The organism is Thalassotalea marina, assembly GCF_014656435.1.
In the GTDB taxonomy this organism is placed as follows: Bacteria; Pseudomonadota; Gammaproteobacteria; order Enterobacterales; family Alteromonadaceae; genus Thalassotalea_C; species Thalassotalea_C marina.
Map to the genome: position 1 here is coordinate 279455 of NZ_BNCK01000003.1, position 13204 is coordinate 292658.

General features: G+C 39.6%; 11 protein-coding genes. 6 read left to right on the forward strand and 5 right to left on the reverse strand.

Annotated elements, in window-relative coordinates; all coding sequences use genetic code 11:
• On the reverse strand, nucleotides 1-522 hold the full coding sequence (locus IE199_RS07670; RefSeq protein ID WP_189768866.1) for a thioredoxin family protein: 522 nt from the start codon (nucleotides 520-522) through the stop codon (nucleotides 1-3).
• Between the two features lie 205 nt (nucleotides 523-727).
• Between IE199_RS07670 and rph the strand changes: the two genes are divergently transcribed.
• Complete coding sequence (rph, locus tag IE199_RS07675) at nucleotides 728-1441, forward strand: ribonuclease PH (protein ID WP_189768868.1); 714 nt, start codon at nucleotides 728-730, stop codon at nucleotides 1439-1441.
• Nucleotides 1442-1449: 8 nt separating this feature from the next.
• Nucleotides 1450-2091: an orotate phosphoribosyltransferase gene (pyrE, locus tag IE199_RS07680; RefSeq protein ID WP_189768870.1), complete on the forward strand. Its 642-nt coding sequence runs from the start codon at nucleotides 1450-1452 to the stop codon at nucleotides 2089-2091.
• A gap of 57 nt (nucleotides 2092-2148) precedes the next feature.
• Here pyrE and IE199_RS07685 read toward each other — a convergent pair whose 3' ends face one another.
• Together IE199_RS07685 and IE199_RS07690 are read right to left on the reverse strand one after the other, a co-directional pair.
• Nucleotides 2149-2580 carry an META domain-containing protein gene (locus IE199_RS07685; RefSeq protein WP_189768872.1) on the reverse strand — a complete coding sequence of 144 codons (432 nt, stop codon included), beginning with the start codon at nucleotides 2578-2580 and terminating at the stop codon, nucleotides 2149-2151.
• Nucleotides 2581-2938: 358 nt separating this feature from the next.
• Nucleotides 2939-3565 (reverse strand): peroxiredoxin-like family protein, encoded by a 627-nt coding sequence (locus IE199_RS07690; protein WP_189768874.1) that lies wholly within the window; start codon nucleotides 3563-3565, stop codon nucleotides 2939-2941.
• A gap of 144 nt (nucleotides 3566-3709) precedes the next feature.
• Here IE199_RS07690 and IE199_RS07695 point away from each other — a divergent pair, with 144 nt between their 5' ends.
• The gene (locus IE199_RS07695) at nucleotides 3710-6979 is read left to right on the forward strand and encodes an ATP-binding protein (protein WP_189768876.1); all 3270 of its coding nucleotides are present in this window, start codon (nucleotides 3710-3712) and stop codon (nucleotides 6977-6979) included.
• Between the two features lie 4 nt (nucleotides 6980-6983).
• On the opposite strand, the gene IE199_RS07700 is transcribed toward IE199_RS07695, so the two are convergent.
• Both IE199_RS07700 and IE199_RS07705 read right to left on the reverse strand, forming a co-directional pair.
• The gene (locus tag IE199_RS07700; RefSeq protein ID WP_189768878.1) at nucleotides 6984-7544 is read right to left on the reverse strand and encodes a GNAT family N-acetyltransferase; all 561 of its coding nucleotides are present in this window, start codon (nucleotides 7542-7544) and stop codon (nucleotides 6984-6986) included.
• A gap of 12 nt (nucleotides 7545-7556) precedes the next feature.
• Nucleotides 7557-9434 (reverse strand): methyl-accepting chemotaxis protein, encoded by a 1878-nt coding sequence (locus tag IE199_RS07705; RefSeq protein WP_189768880.1) that lies wholly within the window; start codon nucleotides 9432-9434, stop codon nucleotides 7557-7559.
• Between the two features lie 256 nt (nucleotides 9435-9690).
• Between IE199_RS07705 and purU the strand changes: the two genes are divergently transcribed.
• The 3 genes from purU (at nucleotide 9691) to IE199_RS07720 (ending at nucleotide 13055) form a co-directional block, all read left to right on the forward strand.
• A complete protein-coding gene (gene purU / locus IE199_RS07710; protein WP_189768882.1) occupies nucleotides 9691-10551 on the forward strand; it encodes a formyltetrahydrofolate deformylase in 861 nt (286 codons plus the stop codon).
• Nucleotides 10552-10624: 73 nt separating this feature from the next.
• Nucleotides 10625-12397 (forward strand): M61 family metallopeptidase, encoded by a 1773-nt coding sequence (locus tag IE199_RS07715; RefSeq protein WP_189768884.1) that lies wholly within the window; start codon nucleotides 10625-10627, stop codon nucleotides 12395-12397.
• Between the two features lie 127 nt (nucleotides 12398-12524).
• A complete protein-coding gene (locus tag IE199_RS07720) occupies nucleotides 12525-13055 on the forward strand; it encodes a VOC family protein (protein WP_189768886.1) in 531 nt (176 codons plus the stop codon).
• Nucleotides 13056-13204: the final 149 nt, after the last annotated feature.

Genomic DNA, 13204 nt, shown 5'->3' on the forward strand with positions numbered 1-13204 from the left:
TTATTCCGCCGAAACTTGTTTGATATTGGCTGTATTGTTGCTAACCTGCCATTTATCCAAAAAGCTTAACCAAGCTTTTCTTGAGTGTTCACCATCTTTATCTAAAAATTCCCCAGTATCTTTTGACAGCAGCATCTTGCCCTTGCCGGTTGATACATACATATGAGGATAGCCCAGTACCGGAGGTAAAGATTTCATAAAATCGGCGTTGTCATTGGTATCGCTAACATTAATTTTTAATAACACGTATTTACTGTGTAACGCGTGATAAACATCTGGATTCTTTTCTAAAAACACATCCATTTTTTGACACCAAACACACCAATTTCCGCCAATTTCAATCAAAATATTGCGATTGGTACTCGACGCTAGCTTTATCGCATCACGTGCATCAACAAAAGGGTCGCGAGCTTCATCGTATATTTTGCTATACAAAGGCAAAGTTAACGTCTCAGCCTTACTACTCATCGCCAGCAAAGAAGTAAAAACTAAAGCAAGTGTGAGTATGTAGGATTTTTTCATTTTAAAGCTACCCTGTTGTTGTAATAAAGAGCCTATTTGTTAAAACAAGACCTTTATACACCTAACTTTCTTTCATGTTCAATAACCTACAATACAAGGTTTATACCCACTCAGTAAAATTGTTGTCAAAAGCCATTAAGCGGTGTCAAAATTTATCACAAGCGCTTATAATTGCCGCGTCTATCGAACACAAAGGAAAAACACCATGCGTCCTAGCGGAAGAACCACTGGCCAGATTCGCCCGGTCACCATTACTCGTCAATTTACAGCCCATGCTGAAGGGTCTGTTTTAATTGAGTTTGGCGAAACAAAAGTTATTTGTACAGCGTCAGTTGAAGAAGGTGTACCTCGCTTTTTAAAAGGTGAAGGCAAAGGTTGGATTACCGCAGAGTATGGCATGCTGCCACGTTCAACTCATACACGTATGCGCCGCGAAGCAAGTGCTGGTAAACAAAGCGGTCGTACACAAGAAATTTCTCGTTTAATTGCTCGTGCACTTCGCGCGGCAGTTGACTTAAAAGCCCTAGGTGAAAACACTATCACCATTGATTGTGATGTTATTCAAGCCGACGGTGGTACACGTACAGCGTCAATTACGGGTGCTTGTGTTGCGTTAGTTGACGCTCTTAATTACATGCGCGCAAAAGACATTATTCAAACAAATCCACTTAAGCACATGATTGCTGCTATTTCTGTTGGTATCTACAAAGGTGAACCGGTTGCTGATTTGGATTACCCAGAAGATTCAGCCGCAGAAACCGACATGAACGTTGTAATGACAGATACTGGCAAGCTGATTGAAGTACAAGGTACTGCTGAAGAAGAGCCGTTTTCTTTTGACGAAATGCAACAAATGATGACCATGGCAAAACATGCTATTAATGAATTATTTGATGCGCAAAAAGCCGCTTTAAACTAGGAGTAACCATGAAAGATTATCAACGCGAATTTATTGAGTTTGCTCTTGAAAAACAAGTATTACGCTTTGGTGAGTTTACCTTAAAGTCAGGCCGTACAAGTCCTTACTTTTTTAATGCAGGGTTATTTAACACCGGTAAAGATTTAGCACGTTTGGGCCGCTTTTACGCAGCAGCCCTGGCAGATGCAGGTTTAGCATTTGATTTACTGTTTGGCCCAGCCTACAAAGGCATTCCTATTGCAACAACAACGGCGGTGGCTCTAGCTGATCATCACGACCAAGACGTACCTTATTGTTTTAACCGAAAAGAAGCTAAAACGCATGGCGAAGGTGGTAACTTAGTTGGCTCTGAACTTAAAGGTCGTGTGATGTTGGTAGACGACGTGATCACTGCTGGTACAGCAATTCGTGAGTCGATGGAAATTATCCAAGCAAACGGCGCAGAATTAACAGGTGTATTAATCGCCCTAGATCGACAAGAAAAAGGTAAAGGTGAGTTGTCAGCGATTCAAGAAGTTGAACGCGACTTTAACACCCAAGTCATTTCTATTGTTACTTTGTCAGACTTGATCAGTTATTTAGCCGAAAAAGACGCTGACAGCGAAAGCTTAAAGGCCATTCGCGCTTACCGTGAGCAATTTGGTATTTAATCGCTAAGCATTAAATATTTGAAATATAAAAGCAGTCAGTTTCTCTGACTGCTTTTTTTAATGGCTTTTTCCTTGAAAGGTCAACAACACTTGGCCAGATGCATCTTTCAGTGTCATTACTTTTCCGTTTACCTCCATGGCTGCCGTTTGTTTCAATGCCTCAGCAAATGCCATCTCCAGCGCCATACTCTGCATGCAATAACGTTTAGAGCTCATCACAGGGCCAAATACTGCGCTGCCTGCCTGCAAAGAAATTGCACTTTGAAAACGATTGCACCCTAAATAACCTGACACCTTGTTTTCTGGCAAAAAGTCTAAATAAGGCACTAACTCCGCTTTTTCTGGAATTTCTTGTGCTGAAGAAATAGCGATTAGCTGCCAGCGATAAGCACTAAGCGTATCTATATCTAATGATTGCGTGTTAGACGAAGATTGAGGCTGGCACGCACTAATTAACAATAACAATAATAAAGAAAAATATTTAGACACACATCACCCTGAATAAAAATGCCTCCAAAACCAATATTGTAATGCTTTTAACCAATATGTCTGTTACAAAGTGTCAAAATTAGACTAAAGTTTAGGGGCTGTTGATCTTTGCTGTTTGAATTTTGTTCAAGGTAAACGCCTTCTGATCGCGACACTTGGATTCTTGCATAGTCATTCTATGGTTAATTCAAGTAACAAAGAGCAGGAGGCGTTTAGTTGAACCCTTTGGGCAGCATCTGGTCGACATTTCTACTGTGTTACCGCTTGACTTGGGTAGAGTAAACACAAGGCGCAAGCGCTATCTTGTATAAATACCAAACAAATAGCTGCAAAAACAAACTTGAAAGATCAATAGCCCCTAATCTTGATAGACCTTTGCAGCGGCCAATAGAAGTTCACTACTTAAACGCACACGAAAGTTTGGGTTAACATAGTTAAACTGTACACGTCCTGTTTCATCCACTAAATATACCGCAGGCGCAGGCAATACTAAACGCTCTTCACCGGCAGCATTTTTTTGCAGCGGATTTTGTAAATTCATACCAGCTAAATAACGCTCAGTTGTTTTTGCTGAGGTAAAAAATGCTAAACCAAATGCCTGGCTAAGTTTTGAGTCAAAATCAGAAAACAGTTGATAATCCAACTTCATTGACTTGGTACTGTCTTTTAACATATCCACTGAATCAGTAGAAATACCAACAAGTTGATATCCCATTGCGACTAATTTAGGTTCAATTTCCTTTAATTGGCCTAGTTGGGTATTACAAAATGGGCACCAACCACCTCGGTAAAAAAAGACAATCGATTTTTTACCTTTGATCAGCTCCGAAAACTTACCTTGTTGGCCTGTGCTAGTGGTTATTAGTGTATCGGGAACCATCTGACCATTGAGTAGTGGTGAAACGGCTTCTGCATGTTCAGCAATGTCTTTAGCCTGTGTTACAAAAGACAAAACTAGCAGAGTTAGCGAAATAATTTTTTTCATTTTATGGTCCTAATTTAAACTTCGCCAACAAAGACCGTGACAAAGCAAAATAGCTTTCATCATTAAACGGCTTGATATTTAATAGGGTAAAGTGTTTACTTTTTATAGCCCTATCATTTTATTTGGAACAATATGAGTACTGACATGCAAAATCGATCAGCAACTTCTTGTCAGTCCTTAAAAAAACGCCTATTCAAGCTGTTAACTGTTTGTTTACTGGTAATCCAAGTACCCATTTTTGCTCAGGTATTTACGCCATCTGAAAGTGCTAAACCTGTTCGAAAGATCCGCATCGCACTGCCTGATCAACAAAGTATTACCGCTTCATCCCCAGAAAGATTTCAATTATTGGTTAACTTTTTAAAAGAGTATTGGCAAATTTGGGGCATAGATAATCATGCCGCAGTGGAGTTTGTTTATTTAAGTACAGCTAAAGCCGAACAGGAGTTGCGAGCCAATAATATCGATGTTATCTCTATTATCAATTTGCAACTGGCGCCCGCTGATTTTCTCTACAGCATGCCCTTTGCAAGCTACAAACAGAGCATTTTTCGGCATCAAGATAAAACGTCCAGACAAAAATTAAAAATCGCCGTACTTGATGAAAATAAACGAGCGCTTAATTTTTTACCCAATAACGTTGAACGCATCTACTTTGAAGATTTAGCCTCATTACTCGCCCAACATCATCAATTTGACGCGCTTTATTCGGTGCGTCCTTGGTTACTTAAAAGTGCTTTGGAAGAGTATGGTATTGCTCAGCAATATTACGTCAATCAAGAAGAAGTACCTGAAGTCACTTTGCACTTTGCAACCCGTAAAGCTAACAGAGCACTAATGTTAGAACTCAACGAGTACATCAGACAAATTAACCCTGCGCAAGCTAAGTTGTGGCAAGATAAATATTTAAATTACGAGGGCAGTAATTTTACCTTATCGCTAGGTAAGTATTTAACCAATATTAGTTTGGCTGAGAAACGCTACCTTATCGACAATAACACGATACATTTCGCCATCGATGCACTTGGTTCGCCACCGTTTGTTATTACACGCACCAGTAATTATCTTAATGACCGTGGCTTTTCCATTGATCTGTTAAAAATCATGAGTGAACGTACTGGCTTGGTATTTAAGCCAGTACGTTTTACCGATTACCAATCGGTATTAGAAAGTATTGATCAAAATACCGCACAACTATTGCCTATTGTTGAGATAAGCAACGACATCTACGATGATCATTTATTTACTATTCCTTTTCTAGATGCACACTACAGCGGCTTTTATAACCCGAATATATCTGATTTCACTAAACTAAGTGATGCCAATCAGCAAACCATCGCTTTGGTCAAAATGTTTCCCGTCAGCCAAGAGATAAAACAAGCGTTTCCAAAGGCAAAATTTATTGAGTTTGATACCATCGAACAAGCAATATCTTCTGTTGCTATTGGTAACTCTACCTTGTTTATTGGCCGCTCTTTACTGGCCGCTTCTATTGTTAAACAGCGGGGATACGCCAACTTAACATCGATTCCGTTAACTAACTTTCGACCTAATGCCAAGTTTGCGTTTGCAGCAAACAAGTCACATCAAGAACTTGTATCGCTGCTGAACAAAGCACTTAACAATGTTAGCGCGGATCAGTTTGATTCTCTATATGCCAAATGGAGCCAAAGCGCTTTTCCTGTTGCCGATGTTCAGGCTAAGGTTGCTGATGCTTATCGACATGCAAGTTACGTTTTTTTCGCCATTTTGTTTGTCGCGTTAATTCTCTTTTGGATTTATTACCGACAACTCAGGGTAAGAAAAGCCGCGCAACAAAAAGTTGAACAAGCCTTAGCAATTGCTGAAGTCGCCCGCAAAGACGCGGAAAAGTCAGCACAAGCTAAAATTAACTTTCTTGCAAGAATGAGTCATGAAATCCGAACACCAATGAACGGTGTTTTAGGTATGGCGGAAGCGCTTTCATATAGTCAATTAAACCAAGAACAATCTGAACTTTTGGAGACATTAGAGGGCTCTGCAAGGCATTTAATGGCACTGCTTAATGACGTATTAGACTTTTCTAAAATGGATGCAGGCAAGATGACATTAGAATCTGTGCCGGTGAATTTACACCTGTTGGCAAAAAACTTATTAAAAAGTTTTCACCACATTCAAGTCGAGAGAAATTTAGATCTGCAGCTTAACATTGATGATCAAATTACTCACAGCTACTTCACTGACCCAACGCGACTTAATCAAGTACTGAATAATTTGATCAGCAACGCAATAAAATTTACCGCAAAGGGTTCAATTACGCTTAGCATTCAAAGGGTTTCTCAACGTGCTGATAAGTTAGATATTTTTGACACGATACGCATATCAGTTAAAGACACCGGCATTGGCATTTCACCCGACAAACAAAAGCTGTTGTTTTCACCGTTTACTCAAGCCGACACAGATATTACACGTAAGTTTGGCGGTACGGGATTAGGGCTAAGTATTTGTCACGAAATAGTTTCAGCCATGGGCAGTCAAATTCAGGTCAAATCAGCACCAGAACAAGGTAGTGAGTTTTATTTTGAACTTACACTAAAAGAAGCTGAATTTGAGCGCGAAACAGAAGATAGAAGAAAAAATAGCAGAGCCGTTAACAGCCCATATGATGATCGCTTTAACGCCGTTCGTGTGTTAGTTGCTGAAGATAATATAGTTAACGTTAAAGTATTAACCGCGCAGTTGGCGAGATTGGGCATAAACGCTGATGTTGCTGAAGATGGTGTGCAGGCGTTGGTTAAACATGAAGAACATCCTTACGACATTATCATTTCCGATTGTCATATGCCTAATATGGATGGTTTTGAATTAGCTAAACATATCTCTAGCACCTACACCGCGCCCATTTGGTTGATTGCGGTTACAGCTGACGCATTGAGCGGTGCAGCTGAAAAATGTTTAGCCGCTGGCTTTGACGACTATATGGCTAAGCCTTGCCCTCAAGAGGAAATTACTGACAAGTTAAATCATGCTTACCGCGCCTTGCAAAAGAAAAAGCAATATCGCTCGTCAACGGTTGAATCAGTAAATCAGAACTACCTTGTTTTTCGCCCACAGGACATTGAAAGGGCTTACCCGAATGACTTCACCAAAATCAATGTGGTACTGACTGAATTTATGGCTAAATGGCCAAATGAAAAAGACAAATTATTAATCCACTTAGATTTAAAAGACAGATTAAAACTAAAAAATGATGTAATGCACTTAACAGATATTCTCAATGTGTTCCATCATGAGTATTTAACACAACTTTTAAATGATTGTTTACAAGAGCTTTCTTCAGAACAAAGTGACGTTCACCAATCAATATTGAAGTTATGCAGTAATTTAGACCTGTTGTTTGTTGAAATTGAGCAGTGGCTAACTGCAAGTTCTTAAGCATTTATGCATTCAATCTTGACCATTCATCTTGTGATATTTTAAACAAAACGTGTTCAGCTAATGGACTATCTTTCGAAACATCTGGATGTGTAAAATTTCCAGCGTGACACATACCAAGGTTACGCATTACTTGTTGAGATGGGGTGTTTATGATCGAGGTAAAAGAGACAACTTGGACTATATCTAGCTCAGAAAAGGCAAATTTGAGTGCTGCGTTGGCCGCTTCTGTAGCATATCCTTTTCCCCAATGCTTTGCTGCCAACCGCCAGCCAATTTCAACACAAGGACTAAAAGGCAAGTTACTTTTGGGTACGTGTAAGCCCACAAAACCAATAAAACTTTCTTGCTCTAGCAACTCCACAGCCCAAAAACCCCAACCGCGCTCATGAATGAGAGATTGAATCTTTAAAGCCATGGCATTGCTTTCTTTTTCGGTCAATTTTGCTGGAAAATACCGCATAACATCAGCATCCTTTCCCATCTCGACAAATTTCGGGAAGTCTCCTTCCTGCCACTGGCGTAGTAATAAGCGCTCGGTTTTCAAAGCGCTAGGTATAGTCATTAATAAAAATGTTTATACTTTAAACTTGCTGACCAATTCATTTAAGCCAGAAAATTCATCCTGCAAGCTATCACACGCTTGATCGGTTTGTTGTAAGTTATTGACACTTTGCTGGTTTAATTCCATCAATTGCATAATGTCTTCATCTATTGATTTAATCACATCACTTTGCTGACGAGTTGCTTCGGCAACAGCATGGTTTTCATTATCAACATCTTGCAACGACATCACAATCGCTTGCATTCTCTCATCAGCAATATTGGCTTTCTCAACACTTTCCGTGCTGTTTGATTGGCTTTGCTCCATAGAATCAACCACGGACACTGTACCTTGCTGCAAGTTCTCTATCATGGTTTCAATTTCAGTGGCAGCTTCTTGAGTTCGTTGTGCCAGTTGTCTAACTTCATCAGCTACTACCGCAAAGCCTCTGCCTGCTTCGCCAGCACGAGCAGCTTCAATCGCTGCGTTTAACGCAAGTAAGTTGGTTTGTGAGCTAACCCCCATGATTACATCTAATATACTGGCAATGTTTTGCGCATTGGCTCTAAGCTTTTCAATGTCACCACTGGAGCTTTGCATGGTACTTGAAAGCTGTTTAATTGAATCGATATTAGCATTAAGCGCTGCCATCCCTTCTTGCGATTGAGCACGAATGGCTGAAGTTAATTCGGAAGCATTGTTAGCATTAGATGATATTTCAGTCGACGAACTATTTAATTCAGTAATAGCGCTAGAGACGTTAGTACCACGGCTTAGTTGTTGCTCCGCCATCTGAATACCTGAATAAGCGCTTTGTCTTACTTGCTCAATATGCTGCTCGAGCGCTTGGGCTGATAACTTCACTTGTTTCATTGAGTTATGTACGGTTTCAATAAAGCCATTGAAGTTTGCTGACAACTGACCAATTTCATCTTGGCTGTCTATGGTGAGTCGTTGGGTTAGGTCGCCATCACCTTCAGAGATATCTTTAATAGCGGCATTTAAACGGTAAATAGGTTTCATTAAGTGATTAAACAACACTTGTAACAACACGACAGTCACTAGCAAACTAATAATGCCCACTACAATCGCGGTATTTCGTGCGGACACTAACGGCTGGTATGCTTTTTCACGATCTAAAATAACACCTACATACCAGTTAACCGACTCGATTCCTTTGATAGGAATAAAAGAGACAATGTTGTCATCTAGCTCTTTTAATTGAGAATTAAAAGAAACATTTGCACCTAAAACTTCACTAATATTTTTATTGACCATCTCGATATTTGGGTGGCTTAAAATTTTACCTTCAGCGGTCACCAAATAAGCATACCCTAAGTCAAGAAAGTCAATTTCATTAAGTATTTCTGCAATGGCATCAAGAAAAATATCGCCACCAGCAACGCCCAAGAAACGGCCGTTATCATATACAGGCGCAACAACAGAAATAACTTGCTGATTTATCGTGGCGTCTAAATAAGTTTCAGTGAATGAAGGGGCGTTGTTATTTTTACCCAACAAATACCAAGGGCGCTGACGTGCATCGAATCCCGCAGGGAGCTGTATAGTCAGGTCATCGAGAATAAACTGACCTGTACTTTCCACCCCAATGTAGGTGTTTTTAAGCTTGCCTGATTTAACCGCTTGTTGAACAGCATCTAACATAGTTTCAGTATCATCATCAGACTTAGTGTTTTGTGCAATGGCTTGTACAATCTGCAGTTTTCCACCTAACCAGTTGGCAATGTTACCCGCAACCGAATGACCAATTTCGTCAATGGCTCGATTTAGGTTAGTTTGAGTACCTTGTTTGAGAGAAATGTAGTTAATGGTAGTAGAAGCCGTAAGTGCCAAAATCAATAAAACGACACTGACCAAGATAATTTTATGGGCAAATTTAAGCTGTAACACGGGGACATCACTCTTGTAATTATTAGATTTAGTGATCTATTACATTACCACTGTGTTAAGTTTTAGCCAACAGACATGACCAGCAATTTTTACCAGAATCAAATCTTTGTTTTATAAAGATTAATGCAAATGTAAATTAAACTCTCCAAACAGTAAGGCACCGGTTATTCCAAGCGTTTCTAACTGAACAACAAAATGTTCTGATACATCAGCTCAAAAAGCTGGCACACTCATTATGCTAACAGGAGGAAGTGCGATGACAGACATTAATCACTATATTTTAACTTGGCAATGCCCAGACAATACTGGTGTACTCGCAAAAGTTTCACAGAATTTATATGAACACGGAGCGTTTATAACGGAAACAGCTCAATATAGTGATCCATACACAGAAACCTTTTTTTCTCGCATCGCTTTTGATGACCGGAATATGACAGTAGGCATTGACGAATTTCGTTTGGGTATTGAGGAACTTGCATCACCTTTGAACTTACAGTTTCGCTTACGCCAACAAGAAAGTGTGCCTAATGTCGTTATTGCAGTGTCTAAATATGAACATTGCTTAGTTAATTTATTAACAAAATGGCGAGCTGGTGCATTGCCAGTCAATATCGTTGCCGTAGTTTCCAACCATGAAGATTGCCGTTCTCTTGTTGAGTGGCACGGTGTTGACTATCATTTCCTTCCAATGGAAAACGGCAACAAACCTGCCCAAGAAACAGCACTAATGAAGGTGTTTCAAGACTACCAAGCTGACTTACTCATTTTAGCCCGTTATATGCAAATTCTGTCTGATGATTTATGTGAACAGCTAAAAGGCCGCGCCATTAATATACACCATTCCTTTTTACCTAGCTTTAAAGGCGCTCGTCCTTATCATCAAGCGCATCAACGTGGGGTTAAAGTCATCGGTGCAACAGCACATTACGTTACTGCAGATTTAGACGAAGGCCCTATCATTGTGCAAGAAGTAAAACCCATCAATCATACCTTTACCATCGAACAAATGGTGCATATGGGACACGATCTTGAAGCAACGGCATTGAGCCACGCTGTAAAAATGCATGCCGAGCAACGCGTTTGTCTAAATGGCGATAAAACCGTCATTCTCGTTTAACTACTTCTTGCAGCTATTGATCTTTTGAAGGTTTGAGGTATAACCAAGTTATCACCTTAAAACCTTCAATATTATGACCATCAAGTATCAAATTTCTCCCAACCAAGTTAATGAACATCTTTTTGATGTTTCAATCATATTTACCGCAAAACATTCCAGTGAAAAGCTGAGCTTACCTGCTTGGCTACCGGGCAGCTATATGATCCGTGACTTTGCGAAAAATGTTGTCAATTTTAAGGCCATCAACGAGGGTAAACCTGTTGAAATAGAGTTAATTGATAAACAAACTTGGCAACTGAACAACGTAACGGGTGAAGTTAAAGTTAGCTATCAAGTATATGCTTTTGACCTATCGGTAAGAACTGCTTATCTAGACCAAGAAAGAGGCTTTTTTAATGGCAGCTCTACGTTTATTTGTGTTGAATCTCAACAAGATTCGCCTTGTGAACTGGAAATTACTGCTCCTATACATGCATCAAACTGGCGAGTAGCAACAGGTATGCGTCGAGCCAAGTCCACAGAATGTTTTACTTTTGGCCAATATGTCGCCGATGATTATGCCGAATTAATTGACTGCCCAGTTGCAATTGGCGATTTCAGCCATATAGATTTTCAAGTAGAAGGCGTCACTCACCATTTGGTATTCACCAGTAAACATTATGGTGACATGCAACGCATGGCAAGTGATATAGCCAAATTGTGTCAACATCATATTTCGTTATTTGGAGAAGCGCCATTTAAGGAATACTGGTTTATCACACACTTGCTGGAATCCGGTTTTGGCGGCTTAGAACATAAAAATTCAACTATTTTACAAGCCAGTCGTTTTGACTTACCCAACCCTCAAAAACCGCAGGAACTCACCGATGATTACAAAACCTTTTTATCGTTGTGTTCACATGAATATTTTCACGCTTGGAATGTTTGCCGTATAAAGCCTAAAGCATTTGTGCCATACGATTTGTCAGCGCCATCATACACGACTCAATTATGGGCTTATGAAGGTATCACATCTTATTACGATGATTTTTCATTGTACCGAGCCGGCATCATATCGTTTGAAGATTATCTTACGATTTTAGCAAAAACGGCAACGCGTGTTTTTCGAGGCGAAGGCGAGTTAAAACAATCCGTTACCGAATCAAGCTTTTATGCTTGGACTAAGTTTTATCAGCAAGGACCTGATGCACTAAACCATATTGTCAGTTATTACACAAAAGGCAGTTTAATTGCTCTATGGCTTGATTTAACCATCAGAGAAAAGTCAAATGGACAATATAGCTTAGACCAATTAATGCGTGAATTGTGGATCCATTTTGGTCGACCACAACAAGGCACCAGCGAAGAAGATTTTATTAACATTGCCAACATCCTGTGTGGCGAAGATATAAGTGAAGCATTTAATGATATTTTGCATAGCGCCAAGCGCTTGCCAGTAGCAGATATTTTAAAACGCTTTGGCACAGACTTTACTGCGGCAAAATTTGAGAAGTTAAACGATTTAGCAACAAAATCCACCCAAGATTACCATGCATTTTTAGGCGCACATTTTAAAGCTCAACCATTGGGATTAAAAATTACGCAAGTGGTTGAACAATCACCTGCCGCCAAAGCTGGACTTGCGGTAGACGATATACTTGTTGCTGTTGATAATTTAAAAATGACTGAAAAAAACATAGCTGCACTGGCTAATCATTTACCTGAAGGGCAAAAGGTCAACTGTCATTTTTTTAGAGACGACCAATTATTGCAGTCAGAGCTAGGCTTTATCGATTCACCACTATCTGGAATAACGATAAAAGAGTTCGATCAATCCTTGAGTGCTAAATGGCGTAACATCATATAAACCCAGAGCTATACAATCACTGTAAAGAATAGACAACACTCAGTAATTAACCTATTGAGTAAGCAACTAGTAACATTTGTTACTTTTAGCTTAGTATAGTGTCAATCAACTTAATGAGAGCCTGATCATGATTAAAATTGAAAAAGTACATCATGTAGCGTATCGCTGCAAAGACGCCAAAGAAACAGTTGAATGGTACAAAGATAAACTGAATATGGACTTGGTTTTAGCCATTGCAGAAAATGAAGTTCCTTCTACTAAAGCGCCAGATCCATATATGCATATCTTTTTAGATGCAGGCATGGGTAATGTATTGGCTTTCTTTGAGTTACCAAACAGTGAAGAAATGGGTCGAGATCAAAATACGCCAGCTTGGGTACAACATTTAGCATTAAAAGTAGCCGACGTTGATGCACTAGTTGCTGCTAAAGAATCATTACAATCAAAAGGCGTAGATGTTCTAGGCCCAGTACACCACGGTGTTTTTAAATCAATCTACTTTTTTGATCCAAGTGGTCACCGTTTAGAGCTAGCTGCAGATATTGGTACACCTGAGCAATACAAGCAACTTAATGAAGTTGCACACGACATGATTGAAGAGTGGTCACAGACTAAACGAGCACCAAAACATGCCGCTTGGTTACATGAACACGACTAATACCAATTGAATTAAAGCAATCAATCGCAAGTTTAACGATAAAAAGGCACCTTTAGGTGCCTTTTTAACTCTTTGACACTATAGATTTCAAGTTGCTTGTGAGTTTTTGACGTTTACTTTTGTAAGACATTGACCATTACTAAAAGGTG